Source organism: Verminephrobacter aporrectodeae subsp. tuberculatae, assembly GCF_026127385.1.
In the GTDB taxonomy this organism is placed as follows: domain Bacteria; phylum Pseudomonadota; class Gammaproteobacteria; order Burkholderiales; family Burkholderiaceae_C; genus Acidovorax; species Acidovorax aporrectodeae.
The window spans coordinates 1428827-1450950 of record NZ_QZCX01000002.1; the positions used below are offsets into that span (position 1 = coordinate 1428827).

20 protein-coding genes are annotated in these 22124 nt (G+C 65.7%); 5 read left to right on the top strand and 15 right to left on the bottom strand.

Translation table 11 applies throughout. From position 1 onward, the window contains the following. Window positions 1–2 precede the first annotated feature (2 nt). Window positions 3–755, bottom strand: a complete 753-nt coding sequence (locus D5041_RS14630) for a glutamine ABC transporter substrate-binding protein (protein WP_265281011.1) — start codon at window positions 753–755, stop codon at window positions 3–5. 33 nt (window positions 756–788) lie between these two features. Then, window positions 789–1535, bottom strand: a complete 747-nt coding sequence (locus tag D5041_RS14635) for an IclR family transcriptional regulator (protein ID WP_265281010.1) — start codon at window positions 1533–1535, stop codon at window positions 789–791. A gap of 289 nt (window positions 1536–1824) precedes the next feature. On the opposite strand from D5041_RS14635, the gene D5041_RS14640 reads away from it, so the two are divergent. From D5041_RS14640 to D5041_RS14655, 4 genes are all read left to right on the top strand, one after another. Then, entirely contained in the window at window positions 1825–2610 is a 786-nt protein-coding gene (locus D5041_RS14640; protein ID WP_010100653.1) for an SDR family NAD(P)-dependent oxidoreductase, read from the top strand. A 62-nt stretch (window positions 2611–2672) separates the two neighbouring features. Beyond that, window positions 2673–3920 carry an enolase C-terminal domain-like protein gene (locus tag D5041_RS14645; RefSeq protein ID WP_265285016.1) on the top strand — a complete coding sequence of 416 codons (1248 nt, stop codon included), beginning with the start codon at window positions 2673–2675 and terminating at the stop codon, window positions 3918–3920. Window positions 3921–4086: 166 nt separating this feature from the next. Next, complete coding sequence (locus tag D5041_RS14650) at window positions 4087–4986, top strand: SMP-30/gluconolactonase/LRE family protein (RefSeq protein WP_265256925.1); 900 nt, start codon at window positions 4087–4089, stop codon at window positions 4984–4986. A gap of 25 nt (window positions 4987–5011) precedes the next feature. Then, window positions 5012–5488, top strand: a complete 477-nt coding sequence (locus D5041_RS14655; RefSeq protein ID WP_265285017.1) for a GNAT family N-acetyltransferase — start codon at window positions 5012–5014, stop codon at window positions 5486–5488. Between the two features lie 151 nt (window positions 5489–5639). Here the strand turns inward: D5041_RS14655 and D5041_RS14660 are convergent, their stop codons facing one another. The 13 genes from D5041_RS14660 to D5041_RS14720 all read right to left on the bottom strand — a co-directional run bounded on the left by D5041_RS14660 (window position 5640) and on the right by D5041_RS14720 (window position 20676). Next, window positions 5640–6266: a phosphatase PAP2 family protein gene (locus D5041_RS14660; protein WP_265285018.1), complete on the bottom strand. Its 627-nt coding sequence runs from the start codon at window positions 6264–6266 to the stop codon at window positions 5640–5642. Window positions 6267–6391: 125 nt separating this feature from the next. Then, window positions 6392–7558, bottom strand: a complete 1167-nt coding sequence (locus D5041_RS14665; protein ID WP_265281005.1) for a dihydrodipicolinate synthase family protein — start codon at window positions 7556–7558, stop codon at window positions 6392–6394. 33 nt (window positions 7559–7591) lie between these two features. Further along, a complete protein-coding gene (locus D5041_RS14670) occupies window positions 7592–9199 on the bottom strand; it encodes a GMC family oxidoreductase (protein WP_265281004.1) in 1608 nt (535 codons plus the stop codon). 2 nt (window positions 9200–9201) lie between these two features. Next, window positions 9202–9978, bottom strand: coding sequence for a 3-ketoacyl-ACP reductase (locus D5041_RS14675; RefSeq protein ID WP_265285020.1), 777 nt, complete (start codon window positions 9976–9978; stop codon window positions 9202–9204). After that, window positions 9978–11501: an FAD-dependent oxidoreductase gene (locus D5041_RS14680; protein ID WP_265256919.1), complete on the bottom strand. Its 1524-nt coding sequence runs from the start codon at window positions 11499–11501 to the stop codon at window positions 9978–9980. The genes D5041_RS14675 and D5041_RS14680 overlap by 1 nt, the downstream gene beginning before the upstream one ends. Continuing rightward, on the bottom strand, window positions 11501–12631 hold the full coding sequence (locus D5041_RS14685) for an ABC transporter ATP-binding protein (RefSeq protein ID WP_265256918.1): 1131 nt from the start codon (window positions 12629–12631) through the stop codon (window positions 11501–11503). Before D5041_RS14685 ends, D5041_RS14680 begins: the two co-directional genes overlap by 1 nt. Window positions 12632–12638: 7 nt before the next feature. After that, a complete protein-coding gene (locus D5041_RS14690) occupies window positions 12639–13529 on the bottom strand; it encodes a carbohydrate ABC transporter permease (protein ID WP_265256917.1) in 891 nt (296 codons plus the stop codon). Then, window positions 13522–14388, bottom strand: a complete 867-nt coding sequence (locus tag D5041_RS14695) for a carbohydrate ABC transporter permease (RefSeq protein WP_010105031.1) — start codon at window positions 14386–14388, stop codon at window positions 13522–13524. Before D5041_RS14695 ends, D5041_RS14690 begins: the two co-directional genes overlap by 8 nt. 55 nt (window positions 14389–14443) lie before the next feature. Then, window positions 14444–15682, bottom strand: coding sequence for an ABC transporter substrate-binding protein (locus tag D5041_RS14700; RefSeq protein ID WP_010105033.1), 1239 nt, complete (start codon window positions 15680–15682; stop codon window positions 14444–14446). Between the two features lie 57 nt (window positions 15683–15739). After that, the gene (locus D5041_RS14705; protein ID WP_265285021.1) at window positions 15740–17233 is read right to left on the bottom strand and encodes an aldehyde dehydrogenase family protein; all 1494 of its coding nucleotides are present in this window, start codon (window positions 17231–17233) and stop codon (window positions 15740–15742) included. A gap of 21 nt (window positions 17234–17254) precedes the next feature. Then, window positions 17255–18034, bottom strand: coding sequence for an enoyl-CoA hydratase/isomerase family protein (locus D5041_RS14710; RefSeq protein ID WP_265285022.1), 780 nt, complete (start codon window positions 18032–18034; stop codon window positions 17255–17257). Next, window positions 18024–19622, bottom strand: a complete 1599-nt coding sequence (locus tag D5041_RS14715) for an acyl CoA:acetate/3-ketoacid CoA transferase (protein WP_265285023.1) — start codon at window positions 19620–19622, stop codon at window positions 18024–18026. Before D5041_RS14715 ends, D5041_RS14710 begins: the two co-directional genes overlap by 11 nt. 19 nt (window positions 19623–19641) lie before the next feature. Further along, the gene (locus D5041_RS14720; protein ID WP_265280998.1) at window positions 19642–20676 is read right to left on the bottom strand and encodes a Gfo/Idh/MocA family protein; all 1035 of its coding nucleotides are present in this window, start codon (window positions 20674–20676) and stop codon (window positions 19642–19644) included. A 400-nt stretch (window positions 20677–21076) separates the two neighbouring features. On the opposite strand from D5041_RS14720, the gene D5041_RS14725 reads away from it, so the two are divergent. Then, window positions 21077–22093: a LacI family DNA-binding transcriptional regulator gene (locus D5041_RS14725; RefSeq protein ID WP_265285024.1), complete on the top strand. Its 1017-nt coding sequence runs from the start codon at window positions 21077–21079 to the stop codon at window positions 22091–22093. The last annotated feature ends 31 nt before the right edge of the window (window positions 22094–22124 follow it).

The window sequence follows — 22124 nt, forward strand, 5'->3', positions numbered from 1 at the left end:
GTTCAGGGCTTGGCCGCGCTGCTGCCGAACCATTTTTTGACGATCTCCGCGTAAGTGCCATCGGCCCTGAGGTTGGCGATCGCGGCGTTCACGGCCTGCGTCAGCTCCGGCGTGTCCTTGCGCAGCGCCATGCCGTATTCCTCGGTGGTCAGCGGCGCGTCGAGCACGCGCAGCCCGGAGCGGGTGCGCACATAGTGGAAGGCGGCGGGCTTGCCGGTGACGGCGGCGTCGGCGCGGCCGATATCGACCAGGTTGAACATCTCCTGGTTCTTCTCGACCTCGACGCGCTGCACCCCGGGGTGCTGCTGCGTGAGAAAGCCCACCGACTTGGTGCCGACCTGCACGCTGACCTTTTTGCCGTCCAGGTCAGCCGGCTTTTTGATCGCCGTATTGCCTTCCCTGACCAGCACCACCAGGCCGCCGGTGTAGTAGGGGGCGCTGAAATCGACCACCTTGCGGCGCTCGTCGGTGATGTAGATGGCAGAGACCGCCATGTCGAAACGCTTGGAGAGCAGGCCGGGGATCAGGCCCTTGAAGTCGATGTCCACCCATTCGAGCCGCCGACCCATGTTTTTCGCGACGGCCTCGACCAGTTCGATGTCAAAGCCCGTGCGCTTGCCGTTGTCGACAAACTCCATGGGCGCGAACGTGGCGTCCGTGCCCACGCGCAGCGGACTGTCTTGCGCCTGCGCGCCCGGGCCGCACAAGACGAGGGCAGCCAGGCTGAGCAGAAAAAAGGGACGACGCAGGTTCATGGGGAACTACTCCTTGGTGGGTGGGGGAAAGAATCAATGCGCAGCGAGCTTGCGCGAAATGCGTGCCGCGGCGACCGCGGCCATGCCGATGAGCGCGGCCTCCTGCCCCTGGGCGCGCAGGATCGGCGCCATCAGCGTCATCGCGCCAGCGGCCTGCCGCGCCGTGCCGAACAGGGGCACGCTGACGCCCCAGACGCCCGCATCGACCACGCCCGAACTGACGGCGTAGCCGGCCCTGGCGACGCCCTCGAGAGCGGCCAGCGCGCTCTGGCGTTCAGCGCTGGCGGCGCCGTAATGCCGGTCCAAAAAAGCATCGCGCGTGGCCGGGGCCGCGTGCGCGAGCAGGCACTGGGCCGAGGCCCCGAAGCGCAAGGGCACGCTGCGCCCTTTCTCGAACGAACAGCGCAGCGCCTGCGTGCTCTCGACCATGTCCAGGCACACCACGCTGTCGTTTACGGCCACCACCAGGCCCACGCTTTCGCGCGACTGCCGGGCCAGCGCCTGCATGTCCGAGCGCGCCTGCTGCACCAGATGCGATGCCATGTCAAAGCCCAGCGCCAGTTGCAGGCCGAGCGGCCCGGGCGCGTAGTGCCCATTGCCTTCGAGCACGAAGCCCCAGGACTTGAGCCGCGCCAACTGGCGGTACAGCGTGCTGCGCGCCAGACCCGTGCGCTCCATCAGCTCTGCGGCCGACATCAACCGGCCATGCTGCGCCAGCACGGCGAGCACGTGCAGTACGCGGTCGGCGGCGGCAACGGGGCGCGCTTCGGGGTTGGGCATGGGGGGAGTATCAAAGGATTGCGCGCATATTCAAGTGCTGCATTCCCGTCCGATGGGAATGCGGCTTTCTTTTGGCTCGCGTCCATGGTCCAAGATGGATGCAACGAGACGCTCCATCTACGCGCACAAGCTACCGTTTCGGCACGCATCCGGGGAGGTGTATTGGTACAACTACCAAGCTGTCAAACAGCCCCTCAGGCCTAGCATCCAGGCGCTGCGGCCCAGGGCAGGAAGCGAAGCAACGGCACCCCCGTCCGGGATCGGGGCCTACGAGGAAAAGGGAAACGGGATGAATGATTTCTGCGGTAAATCCGTCGTCGTCACTGGCGCCAGCATGGGCATGGGGCGGGCCTGCGTCGAACGGTTTGTCCGTGGGGGGGCGCAGGTCCTGGCGATCGCGTCGGATGCGGCGTCGCTGCGCCAGTTGCAAGAGGACATCCCCGCGTCCGTGCGGGGATTCCTGGCCGACGTCCGCCACACTGCGGCCATGGAAGAGGCCATGGCGCAAGCCGCCCGGGCATGGGGCGGAATCGACGTGCTGGTTTGCAGCGCAGGCATTCAACGCTACGGCACGGTGGTAGACACCCCCGAGGCGACGTGGGACGAAGTCATCGACGTCAACCTCAAGGGCGTCTTCCTCGCGGCCAAGCACGCCATCCCCTGGATGAAGCCGCGCGCTGGCGGCGCCATCGTCGCGATTTCCTCGGTGCAGGCCTTTGCCTCACAAACGCAGGTTGCCGCCTATACCGCGAGCAAGGGCGGAATCAACGCGCTGGTCCGTGCCATGGCACTGGACCACGCGCCAGACAACATCACCGTGAACACCGTATGCCCCGCCTCCGTGGACACCCCCATGCTGCGCTGGGCCGCAGACATCCACAAAGGCACAGCCAGTTCCGAGGCAACGCTGGCCGCCTGGGGAAAGGGCCATCCGCTGGGGCGCGTCGGCCATGCGTGGGAAATAGCGGAGGCGGTCGCATTTCTGGCCGGAAGCAACGCCCGATTCATTACCGGGACTGAATTGAAGATCGACGGGGGTGTGCTGTCGAAACTGGGCATCGCGTTGCCGGAATGAGCCCTATGAGCAGCCCGTACAGAATAAATATTTGACATCCCAAGACTTTGCAGCGAAACAATATGAAGCGTCCAAAAATTACCGATGTGCGTGCCACCACCATTGCGCTTCCTCTGGAGGCACCATTGCGCCATTCCAGCGGTGCCCATTGGGGACGATTCGTCCGGACCATCGTCGAGGTTGACACCGATGTCGGAGTCACCGGACTGGGTGAAATGGGCGGGGGTGGAGAGAGTGCGGAAGCCGCGTTCCGTGCACTCAAAAGCTACCTCGTCGGACACGATCCGTTCGAGCTTGAAGCCATGCGCTTCAAAATCACCAACCCCACGGCAAGCCTGTACAACAACCGGACCCAGCTGCACGCGGCGCTTGAATTCGCCTGCATCGACATCGTGGGGAAAGTGCTGAACATACCGGCGTACGACCTGCTGGGGGGAAAGCTGCGCGACGCCATACCGTTTGCCAGCTACCTTTTCTTTCGCTTGCCGAATCAGGAAAATGGACAGGGCGAGGTACGCACCGCCGACCAACTGGTTGAGCACGCTCTGGCGCTGAAAAAGCAGCATGGATTCCAGGCACACAAGCTCAAGGGGGGCGTGTTTCCGCCAGATTATGAACTGGAAGCATTCCATGCATTGGCCCATGCAGTCGGATCCGATCCGGTCCGCTACGACCCCAACGGCGCGCTCAGTGTCGAAGACGCGATCCGATTCGGCCGCGGCATCGAGAATCTGAAGAACGACTACTTTGAAGACCCCACCTGGGGATTGAACGGCATGCGCCGTGTGCGCGCCAACGTGAAGATTCCCCTGGCCACGAACACGGTGGTCATCAATTTCGAGCAATTGGCCGCAAACATACTGAATCCCGCAGTCGATGTCATCCTGCTGGACACCACATTCTGGGGCGGCATACGCCCATGCATCAAAGCGGCCGGTGTTTGCGAAACGTTCCAACTCGGTATTTCTGTGCATTCCTCGGGTGAACTGGGCGTACAGCTTGCGAGCATGCTGCACATGGGCGCCGTCATCCCGAACCTGGTTTTCACGGCAGACGCCCACTACCACCATCTGATGGACGACATCATTCTCGGAGGGCCGATGAAATACCAGGACGGCGCCATTCAGGTTCCCACTGGCCCGGGCCTGGGCGTGGCATTGGACCGGGACAAACTCGGTCAATACGCTGACTACTACAAATCCACCGGTGGCTATCCCTATGACCGGGATCCCGCACGCCCAGGCTGGTTCTCTCTCGTGCCCAATACCCGGTGGGCGGACCCTGCGGACTCTCGACCCGTGAAGTACTGAGGCACGATACGGCGGCGGTTCCTTGGCCGTCATGCTCGACAAATGGCGGCAAAAGAAAAATCACCTGAACTGAACCTTTTCTGCGCCCATCGCTCTGTCGATCTTTGAAAACACCGTAGACTCGGGCAATGCCCCAGTTTTTTTATACGAATCGGGAGAGAGTTTCATGGCCATTGACGATGTGCGTTGTGTCGCCCCCACGGGAGATTTTTGCGGTGAAGGCGCCGTGTGGAGCAGCACGGAGGCGGCAGTTTACTGGACGGACATCCCCCGCTTCCTGATCCACCGCTTTGATGTGGCGAGCACGGCGGTACTGACATGGCAGTTCGATGAGCCCGTCGTTGCGCTCGCGCTCAGCAACGAGCCCGGTCGGTGGCTGGTGGCGCTGGGGTCGCGGTTGATCTGGTGGTGGCCCGTCGGCGATCGGCGCGAGGACCATGGTTTCCAACTTCCCGGATGGCCGCAGGTGCGCTTGAACGACGGCCGCGCCGACCCTCTGGGCAATTTCTGGGTCGGCTCGATGCGCAACAACGTGCTGGCCAATGGCGACGCGGGGGAAGCGGGGGGGAACGAGGGCAAGATGTACAAGATCACGCCCCAGGGCGGCGTCAGCGTGCATATCGAAGGCTTGGGCATCGCCAACACCATCTGCTGGAGCCCGCAAGCGTGTACCTTCTACACCGCCGACACGCTGGCCAACCGCGTTTGGGCGTATGCCTTCGATCAGGGTAGCGCGACCCTGGGCGCGGCGCGCGAGCACCTGTCCGGCTTTGGGCGCGGCTTGCCCGATGGCTCCGCCATGGACGCTCAGGGCTACCTCTGGAATTGCCGTTACGGCGGTGGCTGCATCGTTCGGGTGGCCCCCAACGGGGAGATTGACCGCGTGGTCGATATGCCGGTGAGCAACGTCACCACGGCCACCTTTGGGGGCGCAGACCGACGCACTCTCTACATCACCAGCGCCGCTGCCGGTCGCGGTCCCGGCGAGCGTCTGGCGGGCTCTCTGTGGGCCTTGCGCTGCGAAGTGCCGGGTTTGCCGGAAAACAGGGTGCATTTGCCTGGCTGACGGAGCCGGGTTGCACGATGCATGAATGAATACTTTCTACGAAGAAATCGTCGAACCAGAACCCGAACAGGTCGAGCCCTTGCGGAGCGCGCTGAAAGCCTTCAACGCGTCCCAACTCGGCGACTATGGCGCCGAGACGCTTCTGATCACTGCCCGCTCGGAATCCGGTGATTTGCACGGCGCGGTGTATGGTTGGTTGCGGTTCGGGTGGTTATATATCCACCTGCTCTGGGTTGATCCGGCGATGCACCGGCGCGGTATTGCAAGCGCACTCCTGGAAAAAATGGAAAGCTACGCCGCATCCCGTGGCATCCGGCGCGGCAGGCTTGCAACGTCCGATTTTCAGCCAGGATACGACCTATACCGGAAACGCGGCTGGACCGTGTATGCCAAAGTGCCCATCCTGCCCGATCGCGATACGGGCGTTGACCTGCATGTCGAATACCTGATGTGGAAGCACTGGGATGTTCAGGACGAGAGCCACGGGAAGGGCGTCCGATGACGGTGGCGCCGCGCCGGCCCGCGTTGCCGGGGTCGAACCCCAACGCAGCCGTCCACGCCACAGTGCATGGGCAGGAACTGCCATCCTCCAATTCAATTGGCACATTATTTCCAAGAATAATTTGCGCACGGCTTCGATTCGAGCTTGACCATCATGATTCATGTAGATTGTTGTAATAATTCAGGATTAAATACGTCACCCAAGCAGAAAAAATACTCACGATTATTGTGGCAAAATCATGAGACATAAAATGAGCCCCACGTATCTGTTGGGTAATGCCAAATATACCACCCAGAAAAATGCCTGGTATAAGACAATAAAAATTGCGTTTCCCGTAGATGAAACAAAATCCATAATACAGGGACAAGAAACCATATCCCCCAGAAGCATGGCCCGAAGGAAAGCAATGTGCGGGTGGATAGTTTGTAGAAAAAACATTCCACAATGATAAATTTGACGACTGACCGCCAAAAATCAAACTATTCCAGGGACAAGCCCAGGTGGATACATTTTTCAATAGGCTGGTCAAAATTATCGCCAACAAAGATGAAATTATGACGAACTTGCAAAGTTTATAAGGTTTTTTATCATGTACAAATTTGAAAGAATAATAGAGATAGCCAAGCAGTATTATAAAAATTCCAAGGACGAATTTCGCTCCTCCTTTATGAAGTACAACTTCCAGAAAAGTATTATTTCTGTAAATCCATTTGTGTTTTGGGCTATAAAAATGAGATGCCAATGTGTGATCCAGTGTGGTCTGCTGGAATGTTGCCATCAACAAGATGAACAAGATGGACGGCAAAATCATGTCAAATACTATGACTTTCCTTCGGATTTCCATTTGGATTTTTTAATTTGTCCGGTGTTGATCAACGACGACGCCAACAGCCGGCCCCCAGTCTAGCCGTCCATGCCACAGTGCACGGACAGGAACTGTCGCATCCGCGCAGTGGCCAGGTCCGGGTTGGACAGTGCGCCGCAGGCGTCGGCGAGCGCGAAGACCCGGGCGTAGTGGACGACTCCGCGGGCAGATTGCAGGCCCGCGGCCATTGAGAAATGCTTTTGGTGGCCGTTGAGCCAGGCCAGGAACACCACGCCGGCCTTGTAGTGGCGGGTCGGTGCACGGAAGATTTCGCGCGAGAGGGCCACCGTGGGGTCGAGCAGGCGGCGAAATTCCTGCGTGCGCCCGGCGGCGAGTTCGGCGAGCGCTGCTGCGGCAACGGGGGCAATGGGGTCGAAGATTCCCAGCAGTCCGTGGGAATGGCCCGCGCCGTCGCCGGCAATCAGCTCCGCGTAGTTGAAGTCGTCGCCGGTGTACATCTTCACGCCCGGGGGCAGGCGGCGGCGCAGTTCCAGTTCCCAGCGGGCCTCGAGCAGCGAGACCTTGATGCCCTCGACCTTGGCCGCATGGTCCGCAATCAGCCGCGCCACGGTGTCGAGCGCCGTCGCCAGGTCGGCAGAGCCCCAGTAGCCGGCCAGCGCCGGGTCGAACATGGGCCCCAGCCAGTGCAGTACCACGGGCTGCGCGCAGTCTTGCAGGATGCGGCCGTACAGCGCGTGGTAGTCGTCGGCTCCCCGGGCCGCCTGGGCGAGCGCGCGGCTGGCCATGAGGATGACCTGGCCGCCTTCGGCCTGGACCACGTCCAGTTGCTCGCGGTACGCGGCCTCGACCTGCGCCAGGCCAACCTGCGGCCCCGGGGCGAGTTGGTCGGTTCCGACCCCGCAGGCGAGTTCTCCGCCGACGCTGCGCGCGTGGCGCACGCTGCGCCGGATGAGTTCCCGCGCCACCGGCCAATCGACGCCCATGCCACGCTGCGCGGTGTCCATGGCTTCGGCGACTCTGAAGCCGAGCCCGTAGAGGTGCTCGCGGAAAGCCAGCGTCGCGTCCCAGTCCAGCGTCGGCGATGCGTCCCAGGGGTCGGCGCTGGCCAAGGGGTCGATGACCACGTGCGCTGCGGCGTACACGCTGCGGTTGAATCGGGCCGGTCGGTCCGCGGGCCCGATCGGACGGGCTTGGAGCGCGTGGACTCGAGTCGAGCCGTCGGCTTGGGGAAGGTGGATTTGCATGCGGGCGTTCTCCAGGGGACGTGCGCGGCCCGCTCAGATGCGGCCCAGGATGTGGTCGGCGGCTTTTTCCGCGAGCATGATGGTCGGCGCGTTGGTATTGCACGAGGGCAGGCAGGGCATGACGGATGCATCGACGACGCGCAGGCCGTCGATGCCGATGAGCCTCAGGTCGGGCGCGACGACGCTGTGCGCGTCGCTTTCCGGGCCGATCCGGCAGGTGCCGACGGGGTGGTGGTCGGTCTTCGCGTGGGCGCAGGCGTAGGCGTACAGCTCCTGCGCGCTCTGCCGCCCGGGGCCCGGCAGCACCTCGGCCCTGACGTAGCGCTGCAGGGCCGGCTGGCGCATGATTTCGCGCGCGCACTGCAGGCCCGCGATGGCCATTTCGCGGTCCTGCGGGTGCGCCCAGTAGTTCGGGTCGATGAGCGGCGCGGCGGCGGGGTCGGCGCTGGCCAGCCGCACGCTGCCGCGGGACTGGGGGCGCAGGTAGGCGGTGTTCAGCGTCACCCCGGCGTTGCGCATCTTCGCCATTCCGGCCTCGATCCCCGAGCCCAGGCCCAGGTGGAACTGGATGTCGGGGGAGCGCGCTTTGTGCGCCGGGTCCGCGTACCAGAATCCCCCGGTCTCGAACAGGCTCGACGCCACCGGCCCCTTGTGCAGCAGCAGGTACTGCAGGCCGGCCCAGGCCGCGTGGTGCGGGCGGTTGTATTTGTCGTACGTGTGGTCGCCGGTGCATTCGGCAATCACGAACAGGTCCAGATGGTCTTGCAGGTTCGAGCCCACACCGGGCAGCTCGTGCTGCACGGCCAGGCCCAGGCTGTGCAGGTGCGCGCCCGGGCCGATGCCGGACTGCATCAGCAGCTTGGGCGAGCCGATGGCCCCGGACGAGACGATCACCTCGCGCCGGGCCCGCACGGTCACGGGCGTGCGGCTCTTGCCGACCAGCAGTTCGACGCCGACCGCGCGCCTGCCTTCGAGCAAGACCTTGAGCACCCGGGAGTGCAGCCTGACCTTCAGATTCGCACGGCCCCGGGCCGGATCGAGGAATCCGGTGGCCGCGGACGAGCGGCGCGCGTTCAGCTGCGTGAGCTGGTAGTAGCCCAGGCCGTCCTGCGCAGCGCCGTTGAAATCGGGGTTGAACGGGATGCCAAGCTCCTGCCCGGCCTGAAAAAAAGCCTCGCAAATCGGCAAGGGGCTGATGGGGTTGGACACCCCCAGCGGGCCGCCGTAGCTGTGGTAGTCGTTGGCAAAGCGCTGGTTGTTTTCCGAGCGTTTGAAGTACGGCAGCACGTCGGCATGGCTCCAGCCGGACGCGCCCGCGGTGCGCGCCCAGTCGTCGTAGTCCGCGGCCGCGCCGCGGGTGTAGAGCTGGGCGTTGATCGACGAGCCGCCGCCGATGAGCTTGGCCTGGGTGAAGCGCAGCACCCGGTCCTGCAGATGCTTTTGCGGCACCGTGTTCCAGCCCCAGGAGCCAATGCCCCGGGTCATCTTGGCAAAGCCCGCGGGCCAGTGGAAGAACGGGTGCCAGTCCGAACCGCCGGCCTCGATGAGCAGCACGCTCAGCGCCGGGTCTGCGCTCAGGCGGTTGGCGAGCACGCAGCCCGCGGAGCCGCCGCCCGCGATGACGTAGTCGTAATGTTCCATCTTCATAGCCGTGGAATCGAGAGCGCGCCGTCCACGCACAGGACGCTGCCGCTCGCAAACGCCAGCTGCCCGAGCGCGAGCGCGCGCACCGCGCGCGCCACGTCGTCGGGCTGGCCCCAGCGGTGCATGGGGACCAGGCCCTGCGCGATGCGCTGGTCGTAGTCGGCAGACACTGCCTGCGTCATGGGCGTGCGGATGACGCCCGGCCGGATTTCAAACACGCCGATCCCCGCCGCCGCCAGGCGCAGCGCAAAGAGCTTGGTGAGCATGGACAGGCCCGATTTCGAGAGGCAGTACTCCGCGCGCTCGACCGAGGCCATGTCCGCGCTCACCGAGGACAGCGTGACGATGCTGCGCGCTGGCGCCGCCGCGGGCGCCGGCGTTTGCAGCATGTGGCGCGCGACCGCCTGGGTCATGAAGAACGTGCCGCGCAGGTTCACGCCGAGCACCCGGTCAAACGTCTGGGGCGGGACCTCGAGCAGGTCGCCACGGCGCGGTGAGCCGATTCCCGCGTTGTTCACCAGGGCCACGATCGGCCCGCCCCAGTCGGTGATCGCGTCCACCAGCGCCGGGTGCGCGCCGACCTCGGCCAGGTCCGAAGCGAAAAAGCGCGCGCGGCCTCCGTGCGCCCCGATGGCGTCCAGGGTCGCGTCCGCACCCTCCGGGCCCAGGTCGGTGATCGCCAGGTCGAACCCCTGCGCCGCCAGGTCGATGGCAATGGCCGCCCCGATTCCGCGGCGCGCTCCGGTGACCACGGCCAAGGCCCTTGCGGCGTGCATCAGAGCACCTGCTCCCGGATATGCTGGCCCACGCGCAGCGCCTGCGCAGCGACGGTCAACGCGGGATTCACCGCCGCCGAAGAAGGGAAAAAGCCCGCGTCCACCACGTAGAGGTTCTCGTGGTCCCAGGCCCGGCACAGCGCGTCGAGCGCGGAGGTTTTCGCGTCCGCGCCAAAGCGGACCGTTCCGCATTGGTGCGAGACCACCTCGGTGCCAAAGCCCTTGGCCAGCACCAGCGGATAGCCCGTGGCGCGCAGAATCTCCCGGCACTTGGCGACCCAGCGCTGATGCGCCCGGAGGTTGCTGCGCTTCCAGTGCAGGTTGATGGCGCCGTCCTCGCGCACGCTGACGCGGCTGTCCGGGTCCGGCAGGTCCTCGCTCTGCGCGTACCAATCGACGCTGTGCTGCGCCAGCAGGCTGCGCAGCATTTTCGGCAGATGGCCCAGCGGGCCCCTGAGCATGGGCTCGCGGATTTTGCCCAGCAGTTGCAGGCTGCCCAGCGGGTAGCCGTAGCCGTGCGTCGGGTCGCCAAAGTAGAAGTCATGCACCGCGAGCGTTTTGGGGAAGTGGGTGCGGTTGCGCCTGAGCGGGTGCACGGCCATCAGCGCCGTGGTGTTGTGCGTCATGTAGTGGCGCCCGACGACGTCGCTGCTGTTCGCCAGGCCCCGGGGATGCGCCCCGTTGGCCGAGCGCAGCAGCAGGGCCGCGGAGTTGATGGCGCCTGCGCTGAGCACGAACAGCTTGCCGCAGATGCGCTTGCGCACGCCGTCGTGCAACACGTCCACGGCCGTGATGCGCCGGCCGGAGTCGTCCGTCAGCAGGCGTTCGACGCGCACCCCGGTGCGCAGTTCGACGTTCGCGTGCTCCAGCGCCGGCCGGATGAGCCGCATTTCGGCGTCCCCCTTCGCGTCCACCTTGCAGGGCAGCGCGTCGCAGTTGCTGCAACGCAGGCAGCGGCCACCGGCGCCGAAGTCGATCGCGCTGGGCATGGCAAAGGGCGCGAGCCCCTGCGCCTGGAGCCGCTCATGAATCGCTTGCAGCACGGGTTCGTGGGGAATCGGTGGGTGCTCGAAGCCCGCGCTGCGCGCGGGCTCGGTCGGGTCGATCCCGGCCTGCCCGCGCACGCCGAAGAGGCGCTCGGCGAGCGCGTACCACGGCTCGAGCTGCGCGTACCGGATCGGCCATGCGGGGGACTCGCCCTCCTCGTGCTGCACGCATTCGAAATCGCGCTCGCGAAAGCGGAACATCGCCGTGCCGTAGAACTTGCTCAGCCCGCCGACGAAGTAGAACATGCCGGGGCGGAAGGCGCGGCCGTCGGCGTACCAGAGTTCCTGCGTCTTGTAGCGCTGCCGGACGAAGATCTCCTCCAGGTCCCAGTTCTGCGCCTCGCGGGGTAAGAACGGGCCGCGTTCGAGCACCAGCACCTGCGCGCCCGAGCCCGCGAGTTGCCAGGCCACGCTGCCGCCACCGACGCCGGAGCCGATGATGACGACGTCGCTCAGTTCGCGTTGTACGGACGACATCAGGCAATCCGTTCCTCGGATTGCGCGTCGAAGCACACCAGCTTGCGCAGGTCGATCAGGAACCGGGCGCGCTCGGACGCGTGCAGCGTGACGTCGGGGTCCAGGCGCACGGTGAACTCCTGCCCTCCCAGATCGAGCAGCGCCAGCGTATCCGCGCCGGTGGGCTCGACGACCTCGACCCGCGCCTCGACGATCGCCTGCTGCGCACCCGCGACCGCGTCCGGCGCGGCCAGCGCCACCGCCTCGGGGCGGATTCCGGCAATCACCGGCTGGCCGACGTAGCCGGCCAACGCCGGCGTGAGCAGCGCCTGCGGCAGCGCGATCTGCGCGGCGCAGCCGGGATGGGCTGCGTCGTCGAGCACGATGCACGGCGCAGCCGCGCCCGTCGCCTGCAAGCGGCCCTTGAGCAGGTTCATCCGGGGCGAGCCCATGAAACCGGCGACGAAGGTGTTTGCGGGCTGGTCGTAGACCTGCGCCGGGGTTCCGAGCTGCTGGAGGACGCCGCCCTTCATCACCGCGATCCGCGTCGCCAGCGTCATGGCCTCGATCTGGTCGTGCGTCACGTAGACGATGGTCGCCTTCAGGCGCTGGTGCAGCTTCTTGATTTCCGTGCGCATGCCCACGCGCAGCTGTGCGTCCAGGTTCGACAGCGGCTCGTCGAACAGATACAGCTGCGGCTCGCGCGCCAGGGCCCGGCCGATGGCGACGCGCTGGCGCTGACCGCCCGAGAGCTGGCGCGGCCGGCGCTCCAGAAGATGTTCGATCTGCAGCATCTTGGCGACCGACTGGACGCGCGCGGCGCGGGCCTCCTTCGGCACCTTGCGCATCTGCAAGGGAAATTCGATGTTCCGGGCCACCGTCATGTTCGGGTACAGCGCGTAGGACTGGAACACCATGGAGATGTTCCGGTCCGCCGGCCCCATCTGCGTGATGTCGCGCTGGTCCAGCTTCAGGCTGCCGCTGCTCGGCTCTTCCAGGCCGGCAATGATGTTCATCAAGGTGCTCTTGCCGCAGCCCGAGGGGCCGACCAGAACCAGGAATTCGCCGTCCGCCAGGTCAATGGAGATGTCATGCAAAATTTTGACCGGGCCAAAACTCTTTTGCACATGGATCAATTCGAGCGAGGCCATGGAACCCTTAACCTTTCACCGACCCGGCCATCAGGCCGCGAACGAAGTATTTGCCCGAGAGCAGATAGACAAAGAGCGTGGGCAACGCGGCGATGAACGCGCCCGCAAAGTGCACGTTGTATTCCTTGACCCCGGTGCTGCTGTTGACCAGATTGTTCAGCGCCACGGTCAGCGGGTACGAGCTGAAATCGCTGAACGACGCGCCAAACAGGAACTCGTTCCAGACATTCGTGAACTGCCAAATCACGGTGACCACGATGATGGGCGCGCTGTTGGGCAGCAGGATGCGGCCAAGGACGCCGAAGAAGCCGGCCCCGTCCATGCGCGCCGAGCGCACCAGCTCATTCGGAAAGGCCGCGTAGTAGTTGCGAAAGAACAGCGTGGTAAAGCCGATGCCGTACACCACGTTCACGAAGACCAGGCCCGTCACCGTTCCGGCAAGGCCCAGAAAACCCAGGGTTTTGGCCATGGGGATGAGGACGATCTGGAACGGAATGAACACCGAAAACAGCATGGCCGCAAACAGCGCGGGCGCAAAGCGCAGGCGAAACTGGGTCAGGACGTAGCCGTTGACCGCGCCAATGAGCGTGGACAGCAGCACGGCCGGCACCACGAGCAGGAACGAGTTCAGGAAATACGGCTTCAGCCCCGTGGGCTGCACGCCGATCTGCGCCGTTCCCCAGGCCGTGGTCCAGGGCTCGATGGTCCAGTTCATGGGCAATGCGAGCAGGCCCCCGCCACGGATTTCGTCGAGCGGTTTGAGCGAGTTCACGAGCATCACGTAGACCGGCAACAGAAAGACCAGCGCAAAAACCAGCAGCACCAAGTACAGGGCGACGCGGCCCGGGCGCAACGCGCCGGCGCGATGGGCAGGGGCGGCGGTGGCGGCGTCAGCCATTTTTCAGCTTCCTCATTTCGCTGTAGAGGTACGGCAGGACGACGGTGGCGATCGCGAGCAGCATCAGCACCGAGCTCGCGGCGCCCACCGCCATCTCGTTGCGCGTGAACGAGTACTGGTACATGAAGACCGACGGCAGCCAGGTCGAGCGCCCCGGGCCACCATTCGTGAGCGCGATCACGAGGTCATACGACTTGATCGCCATGTGCGCGAGGATCACGAACGACGAAACGAAGACCGGGCCGAGCTGCGGGACGACGATGTGCAGGTAAATCTGCCAGGTCTTGGCGCCGTCTACGCGCGCGGCGTTGACCTGCTCGAAGTCCACCCCGCGCAGACCCGCGAGGAACATGGCCATGACGAAGCCCGCGGTCTGCCAGACGGCGGCGATGACCACGCAGTAGATGGCCATCCCGCTGTCCTTGATCCAGCCGAAGGAAAAGCCCTCCCAGCCCAGCCCATGGATCGATCGCTCCAGGCCCACGCCGGGGTCGAGCAGCCATTTCCAGGCCGTCCCCGTGACGATGAAGGACAGCGCCATGGGGTACAGGAAGATGGAGCGCAGCGCGCCCTCGGCGTGAATCTTCTGGTCGATGAGAATCGCCAGACCCAGACCCAGCGTGAGCGAGCAGCCGATGTACAGGGTCGCAAACAGGCCCAGATTCGAGACCGCCACCCACCAGTTCTCCAAACCCAGCAGGCGCTGGTAGTTCGCCGTCCCGACCATCGCGTAGCTCGGCATCATGGTCGAGTTCGTGAACGACAGATAGAACGTGAACATCATGTAGCCGTAGACGCAGACCAGCACCAGCAGGGCGCTCGGGGTGATCAATAACCGGGGCAGCAGTTGCGCTTTCATGACCGTCTCTCCATGACCCGGACGCGGAGTGTTCCCCGTCCGGGTGCAGCCGGCTTTAGTTCTTGGCCGCGGAAAGCATTTCCGCGACGGCTTTCTTGCTGTCGATCTGGCCGTTGAAGTGGCGCGTGATGACGTCGTAGAACGCGTTCTTGATCGACGCCGGAACCGCGTGGCCATGGCCGATCGACCCCACCAACGTGTTCTTTTTGCTCGCCTCGGCCAGGTCCTTCATGCCCTTTTTGCCGCAGTCGTCAAAAGCCGTGTCGGGCACGTCGGTGCGCGCGGGAACGGAACCCTTGACGACGTTGAACGCGGTCTGAAACGCGGGATCCATGATCGCGCTGGCGAGCTTGATCTGCGCCGCCCCCTTGTCGCCGCCGACCTTGAACATCGCAAACTGGTCGGTGTTGAAGGACACGCTCCCCTGGCTGCCGGGCGTGCGAAAGCACAGGAAATCCTTGCCCGGGATCTTCTTGGCGTTGATGAATTCGCCCTTGGCCCAGTCGCCCATCATCTGAAAGCCCGCCTTGCCGCTGATGACCATGCCGGAGGCAACGTTCCAGTCGCGCCCGGAAAAGTCCTTGTCCACGAATCGGCGCAGCTGCGCCATGCGCTCGAAGACCTTCTCCGTGGTCGGCGAGTTCAGCGCCTTGGGGTCGAGTTCGACGAAGGCCTTGCGGTAGTAGTCGGGGCCGCCGGTGGCCAGCGCCACGCCGTCGAACACCGTGGCGTCCTGCCAGGGCTGGCCGCCGTGCGCGATGGCGATGAAGCCGGCTTTTTGCACCTTTTCCGCCGCGGCGATGAATTCGTCCCAGGTCATGGGCTCGGTCATGACGCCGGCCTTGGTGAGCACCTCCTTGTTCGCCCAGATCCAGTTCGTCGAGTGCAGGTTCACGGGCACGGCGATCCACTTGCCGTTGAACTTCGAGAACCGCTGCACCGCGGCCGGCACCACCTTGTCCCAGCCCTGTTTCATGGCCAGCTCGTTGAGGTCGCTCAGAACCCCCTGCTTGGCCCAGTCCGACAGGTCAAAGCCCATCATCTGCACGGCGGTCGGCGGGTTGCCCGAGGTCACGCGCGCGCGCACCGCGGTCATCGCGGCCTCGCCGCCGCCGCCGGCGACCGGCATGTCGTTCCACTTCACGCCCTGCTTCTCCAAATTGTCCTTGAGGACGCTCAACGCCGCCGCCTCGCTGCCCGAGGTCCACCAATGCAGGACCTCGACGCTCTGCTGCGCGGCGACGGGAAGTGCGAAGGCGGTTGCGATGCTCAGTCCAAGAATTTGTTTTTTCATGATGACGGTCTCTCTGAATGAAATGGAATGGAACAGGAAAGGCTCAAGGGAAGCGGCTCAGGCTTGCGCCAGATACCAGTCGGCGCGTGCGCCCAGGTGCATGTGCAGGGTTTTCGTTTCGGTGTAGTCCTCCGTGGCAAGTCGACCCAATTCGCGGCCAATGCCGCTCTCGCGGTAACCCCCGAAGGGGAGCTCCGCATGACCCTCGAGAAATGTGTTCACCCAGACCGTTCCGGCCCGGATGCGGCGCGCCGCCGTCAGGCAGGTATCGAAGTCCCGGCTCCACACGGCCGCGGACAGGCCGTAGAGCGTGGAGTTCGCGAGCTCGATGGCCTCGGCCAGCGTGCCGAAGCGCAGCACCGAGAGCACGGGGCCGAACACCTCTTGCTTGGCAATCGCCATATCGCGCGTCACGCCGGTGAGCACCGTGGGTTCGATGTACAGGCCCGGGCGGTTCATGCGTGCGCCGCCGAGCGCCAGCTGCGCGCCGTCCCTGCGCGCGCCCTCGATGTGCGCGAGGATGCTCGCCAACTGCTTGTGCGTCGTGATCGCGCCCACCTGCGTGCCCTCGGCAAACGGGTCGCCGACACGCACGTGCCGGGAGCGCTCGACGACCGCCGCCGAGAACTTCTCGGCAATCGCGTCCTGCACCAGGATGCGGCTGCCGCTGTTGCAGCACTGGCCGGCGTTGAAGAAGACGCCGTAGACCACCGCATCCACCGCGGCCTCCCAGTCGCAGTCGGCAAAAATGATCTGCGGATTCTTTCCGCCGAGCTCCAGCGCGACCTTCTTGAGCGTGGCGGCCGACTGCGCAAGCGCCTGCTTGCCCACGGCCGTCGATCCGGTAAAGGAGAGCATGTCCACGTCGGGATGCGTGACCAGCGCTTCGCCGACCACGCTGCCCTCGCCCACGAGCATGTTCACGGCGCCGGCCGGAACGCCGGCCTCGAGCAGGATCTCGCCGAGCATCAGCGTGGTGCCGGAGGTCACCTCCGCGGGCTTGACCACGCAGGTGCAGCCCGCGGCCAGGGCGAACGGCAGCTTCTGGCTGACGATGAGGAACGGGAAGTTCCAGGGGGTGATGATCCCCACCACGCCGATGGGCTCGCGCAGCACCACGCCCAGCGTCGCCTGGCCCAGCGTGTTGTAGCTGTCGCCGTGCAGGGTGCGCGCCAGGCTGGCTGCGTACTGCCACAGGTCGGCCGCGCCCTCGATCTCGGCCAGCGACTGCGCCAGCGGCTTGCCGTTCTCCAGCGACTCCATGCGCGCCAGCGCCTGCTTGCGCGCCAGGATGGTGTCGGCCACCTGGCGCAGGATGCGCGCGCGTTCGGCGCCCTTCATCTGCGGCCACGGTCCCTGGTCAAAGGCGCGCCGCGCGGCGGCGACGGCGCGCTGCGCGTCCTGCACGCCGGCCTGCGCGTAGACCGCGACCAATTGGTCGTGCGCCGGGGAGCGGCGCTCGAGCCGGGCCCCGTCGGCCGCGTCGCACCACTGGCCATCGATGAGCAGCCGGCCCTGGTAGGGGGATTCCTGATTCGTTCTTGCGTTCATGTCCGTTCCATGGGGCGGGAGTCAGTTCCCGGTGTAGTGGGGCGCGCGCTTCTCCCGGAAGCTCAGGACACCCTCTTTGGCGTCGTCGGTAAAGGCCGCCAGGGCTCCGGCCATGGCCTCCATGCTGGCCGCAGCGTCCTCCCCTGCGGCCGCGTTGATGAGTTGCTTGCTCAGTTGCATGGACACGGGCGCCCTGGCGCACATCTGGCGCGCCAGCTGCTGCGCGCGCGCGAGCGCAGTCCCCTGCGCGACGACCTCGTGCACCAGGGTGCAGCGCAGCGCGCCGGCGGCGTCCAGGCGCTCCCCGCTCAGGGCCAGGTACTTCGCCGGCCCCGGGCCGATCAGGCGCACCAGGCGCTGGGTTCCCGACCAGCCGGGGCAGGTGGCGATGCTTGCCTCGGGCAGCGCAAATTGGGCGCCCTCGGCGGCAATCCGGACGTCGCTCGCGACCGCCAGTTCCAGCCCGCCGCCGAAGGCGTGCCCGCCGAGCGCCACGATCACCGGCTGGCGCAGGCGCGCCCACTGGTCAAAAACCTGGTGCCCGCGGCGCACCCAGCTGCGCCACATGTCGAGCGGCCCGAGCGCGGCCCAGGCATGGACGTCGGCGCCGGCGCAGAACGCCCGCTCGCCCGCTCCCGTGAGGACCACGGCGCGCACGCTGCGGTCGGCCTCAAGCCTGCGCGCCGCGCCCTCGAGCGCGTCGAGCATCGTGGGCGTGAGCGTGTTGAGCTTCTGCGGACGGTTCAGGGTGACCGTCGCCACCTGCGCGTCGATGGCGATCTGGACGCTCTCATCCACCACGGCGCACCCCGGCAGTCTGGAGCACCAGCCCCATGGGCTGCTCCATGAAAAGGGCGGCGTCCATGGGCCGCAGGTCGTCGGCGACTTGCAGCGGCACTTCCGCCTGGTCCAGCACGTCCCTTTGCAGATCGACGCCGGGAGCGATTTCCGTGACCACCAGCGCGCCGTCGCGCAAAACGACGACGCAGCGCTCGGTGACGTAGCACACCTGCTGCCCGCGCTCGCGCCCGAGCAGACCGCTGAAGGTGATGTGCTCGGCGCTGCGGACGAACTTGCGCGTGCGGCCTTCCTGCACGATGCGCAGCCTGCCGCCGCCGACTTCGAGCCGCGCGCCGGCGGTGAAGAAGCCGGAAAAAACGATCCGCCGGGCGTGCGCGGTAATGTCCACGAAGCCCCCGCAGCCGGCGGTCAGATAGGGCTTCGCGCCGAGCTTGGAGACGTTCACGCTGCCGTTGCCATCGACCTGCAGGAACGACAGCAGCGCGATATCGAAGCCGCCGCCCTGGAAGTAGCTGAACTGCTGCGGCGAGGGCATGATGGCGTCGGCGTTCGCGGAGCAGCCAAACGCAAAGCCCAGCAGCGGCATGCCGCCGACGGCGCCCTGCTCGATGACCCAGGTGACCGCGCCGTGCAGGCCCTCTTCCAGAAGAATGCGCGGCACGTTCGCGGAAATGCCGAAGCCGAGGTTGGCCGCGTGGCCCGCCCTGAGTTCCAACGCCGCGCGGCGCGCGATGACCTTCTCCGCGCCCCAGGGCTGCGGCGCGAAGTGCGCCAGTGGCTGAAAAATCTCGCCGCTGATCGCGGGGTCGTAGAGCGTCTGGGTGGTCTGCATCTGCCCGGGGTCGAGGACGATGTAGTCCACCAGATTGCAGGGCACGCGCACGTCGTGCGGACGCAGCGTTCCATCCAGGACTTGCCGCTTGACCTGCGCGATCACGATACCGCCGTTGTTCCTCGCGGCAAGCGCCTGCTCGAGCCCGCCGAGCAGTGCGCCCTCGTGCTCGTAAGTCAGGTTGCCGCGCTCGTCCGCCGTGGTCGCGCGGATGATCGCCACCTGCGGGACGACGGCGGGAAAGTACAGCCAGTCGCGGCCGTCGAAACGCTCCTTGCGCACGACGGGCTGCGCCGCTGCGCTGGCGTTCATCGCGCAGCCCTGCTGCGCGGGGTCGGCGAAGGTTCCCATGCCCACCTGCGTCAAGACACCGGGGCGCCTGGCGGCCGCGTCGCGGTGCATGTCGAACAGGATTCCGCTGGGAATGTTGTAGGCCGCGACCGTGTCGCCTTCGATCATGCGCCAGATCGCGGGCATGGGCAGCGAAGACGGGCCGCTGGGATAGGAGCCCGCAAGAATGCGCCGCAGCAGCCCCGGCCGGGCCAAGTGGTCTATCCCCCGGATTCCGTACATGTCGCCGGCGGCGATGGGGCTCAGGGCGGTGAGGTTTCTTGGCGCGCCTTCTCTCTCGAAGCGCGCGCCAATGGCCTCGAGCACCTTGTCGGGGCAGCCCAGACCGCTGGAAGAGCTGATGCTGACGATGTCGCCGTCGCGCACGAGCGCGGCAGCCTGTTCCGGCTCGATGAGCTTGCTCACGTTGCTCGCCCTGTCACGGTCAAAGGATCACGGGCGTGCGCTGGCCCGTCTTGCAGGCGTGCAGCACGGCCACGGCGGTGGCCAGCGAACGGACCCCGTCCTCGGCGCTGGCTGCGGGCGGGCCGTCCCCGCGCATTGCGGCGCAGAACGCGGCGACGCCGCGCACGTAGAGGTTCTCGTGCGCGATGGGCAGCAGGGTTTCGCCGCGGGCATCGCGCAGCACGACCTCGCCCACGGGGTGCTGGGTCATGACGTTGCGGCCGACGAGCGAGCCGGATTCGCCGTGGATCTCGATTCCGGTCTGCGCGTGCCGGACGCTGAAGGCGTCGTGGATCTGCGCCAGCACCCCGTTGTCGAAGCGCACGACGGCCATGACCCCGTCTTCCAGACCCTGCTTGGCCAGCGCCGTCGATTGCGACAGGGCAACCACCTCGACCGGCTCGGCGCCGAGCAGGAAGCGCAGCGTGTCCGCGTCGTGCACGGTGATGTCCAGAATCACCCCGCCGCCGGCCTGCGGCCGCTCCAGGCGCCAGCCCTGCAGATGCGCGGGCAGGTAGACCGCGTGGAAAACGCGCGCGAACAGCGGTCTGCCGATGGCCCCCTGCGCAATCAGCTCGCGCATCTTGCGGTGCGTTGCCGCGTTGCGCAGGTGGTGGTTCGTCGCCATCACCACGCCGGCTGCCTGGCAGGCGGCGAGCATCTCGTGCGCGTCGGCCACGGTCAGCGCCAGGGGTTTCTCGCACAGCACGTGCTTGCCCGCAGCGGCGGCGGCAAGCACCTGCGCCTTGTGCAGCTCGTTCGTCGTGCTGATGTAGACGGCCTGCACCTGCGGGTTCGCCAAGAGCGCGTCCAGCGACTCGGGAACCGAAGCGATGGCGTTCTTGCGCGCGTACTCACGGCCGCGCTGCGCGCTGCTGCTCATTACCGCGACGACCTCGTGGCCGGCCTGTGCGCGGATGGCTCCCAGCATGTGCTCGGCGGCGATGGTACTGGCTCCGATGAGTCCCCAGCCGATGGGGGGTGCGGGGTTCTCCGGGGTCTTTTCCGAGTTCATGCACTGGCTTATTGGAACGGTTTAATGGATTATTGGAACGTTCCCATTGGATGTCAACAACAATCCTCCGGAAAATCGGAAACCAGGGGTAAGCACTGACAAGAGGGGTAAGAAAAATGGCGAAAAAAGGAGCACCCAACCCGCCAGGAATCAGGCTAGCCGGGAGCAGGGCAGGGCGTGGGGCAGGGCGCTCCCTGTGTCCGGTTTCCCATGGCGCATGGCCAGAGGGACGCCACGCAACGCGCCTTGCCAGGCCGCAGGCAGCGCCCCGGCGATGCACACGGAATGTCGCAATCAGGATAAACTGTTGGAACGATCCAAAACGTTCTCTTCGACGCTTCGCACAAGCAGTCAGTTGGAGAAAGGGCCGCCGCCTCCTGCAGGAAATGACACGCACGCCATGAGCAAGCAAACGCCAGGCTTTCGGGCCGCGACCATCCTCGACGTCGCGTCTGCGGCCAACGTATCCAAGTCCACCGTGTCGCTGGTGCTGCGCGGCAGCGAGCTCATTTCGGCGGAGACCTCGCGCCGGGTGCGCACGGCCGCGAGCAAAATCGGCTACGTCTACAACCGGCGCGCAGCAGAGCTGCGCAGACAGTCGTCGAACACCATTGGCGTCGTCATCAATGACCTGAGGAATTCATTCTTCGTCGAAGTCCTCGTGGGGCTCGAGCGCAGGCTTGCGGACGCTGGCTACACCGTCTTCATGGCGCATACCAACGAGGACCTGAACCGGCAGCAGCGCCTGCTGACCGTCTTGCGCGAGCAGGGCGTTGCCGGCATTGCCATCTGCCCGGCGCTCGCAACGCCGGCCTCGCTGCCCAGGACCGTCAAGTCATGGGGCATCCCGATGGTCGTGATGGTGCGCACGCTGGGGGTCGGAAGCTACGACTTCGCCGGGTCCGACAACTGCGCCGGCGTCCGCTACGCAATGAACCACCTCATCGGCAGGGGGCACGAGCACGTGGCCTTCCTGGGCGGCGTCACGGGCCCGGTCCTTCAGCAGCGCCTCGACGGGTACAAGGACGCATTGCACGCGCACCGCGTCGGCTTCGACCCGGACCTGATCGTGACGTCCCCGCCCACGCGCGAGGGCGGCCACGCCGCCATGCTGCATTTGCTCAGTAACCACAAGCGCGTGAAAGCCGCCGTCTGCTACAACGACCTGACCGCCTTCGGTGCGCTCTCGGCCCTGGGGGACTGCGGACTGCGCGCCGGGACCGACTTTGCGCTCGTCGGTTTTGACAACATCCTGGACTCGGCGCACTCGAACCCGCCGCTGAGCACGGTCGATGTCAAGTCCGAAGTGATCGGCGCCGAAGCGGCGCAGCTCCTGCTGGCCCGCATCAAGGCGCCCGGCACCCGGGTGCGGCGCTTCGTCCAAGCGCCGGCGCTGGTCCTGAGGCAGTCGGCATAAACGCATCCTTGGCGACTCCCCGGCGGCGTGC

Bases quoted from the DNA above. Each gene is read 5' to 3' on its own strand.
- D5041_RS14630 (WP_265281011.1), bottom strand. From the start codon at position 755: ATGAACCTGCGTCGTCCCTTTTTTCTGCTCAGCCTGGCTGCCCTCGTC.
- D5041_RS14635 (WP_265281010.1), bottom strand. From the start codon at position 1,535: ATGCCCAACCCCGAAGCGCGCCCCGTTGCCGCCGCCGACCGCGTACTG.
- D5041_RS14640 (WP_010100653.1), top strand. From the start codon at position 1,825: ATGAATGATTTCTGCGGTAAATCCGTCGTCGTCACTGGCGCCAGCATG.
- D5041_RS14645 (WP_265285016.1), top strand. From the start codon at position 2,673: ATGAAGCGTCCAAAAATTACCGATGTGCGTGCCACCACCATTGCGCTT.
- D5041_RS14650 (WP_265256925.1), top strand. From the start codon at position 4,087: ATGGCCATTGACGATGTGCGTTGTGTCGCCCCCACGGGAGATTTTTGC.
- D5041_RS14655 (WP_265285017.1), top strand. From the start codon at position 5,012: ATGAATACTTTCTACGAAGAAATCGTCGAACCAGAACCCGAACAGGTC.
- D5041_RS14660 (WP_265285018.1), bottom strand. From the start codon at position 6,266: ATGGCAACATTCCAGCAGACCACACTGGATCACACATTGGCATCTCAT.
- D5041_RS14665 (WP_265281005.1), bottom strand. From the start codon at position 7,558: ATGCAAATCCACCTTCCCCAAGCCGACGGCTCGACTCGAGTCCACGCG.
- D5041_RS14670 (WP_265281004.1), bottom strand. From the start codon at position 9,199: ATGGAACATTACGACTACGTCATCGCGGGCGGCGGCTCCGCGGGCTGC.
- D5041_RS14675 (WP_265285020.1), bottom strand. From the start codon at position 9,978: ATGCACGCCGCAAGGGCCTTGGCCGTGGTCACCGGAGCGCGCCGCGGA.
- D5041_RS14680 (WP_265256919.1), bottom strand. From the start codon at position 11,501: ATGTCGTCCGTACAACGCGAACTGAGCGACGTCGTCATCATCGGCTCC.
- D5041_RS14685 (WP_265256918.1), bottom strand. From the start codon at position 12,631: ATGGCCTCGCTCGAATTGATCCATGTGCAAAAGAGTTTTGGCCCGGTC.
- D5041_RS14690 (WP_265256917.1), bottom strand. From the start codon at position 13,529: ATGGCTGACGCCGCCACCGCCGCCCCTGCCCATCGCGCCGGCGCGTTG.
- D5041_RS14695 (WP_010105031.1), bottom strand. From the start codon at position 14,388: ATGAAAGCGCAACTGCTGCCCCGGTTATTGATCACCCCGAGCGCCCTG.
- D5041_RS14700 (WP_010105033.1), bottom strand. From the start codon at position 15,682: ATGAAAAAACAAATTCTTGGACTGAGCATCGCAACCGCCTTCGCACTT.
- D5041_RS14705 (WP_265285021.1), bottom strand. From the start codon at position 17,233: ATGAACGCAAGAACGAATCAGGAATCCCCCTACCAGGGCCGGCTGCTC.
- D5041_RS14720 (WP_265280998.1), bottom strand. From the start codon at position 20,676: ATGAACTCGGAAAAGACCCCGGAGAACCCCGCACCCCCCATCGGCTGG.
- D5041_RS14725 (WP_265285024.1), top strand. From the start codon at position 21,077: ATGAGCAAGCAAACGCCAGGCTTTCGGGCCGCGACCATCCTCGACGTC.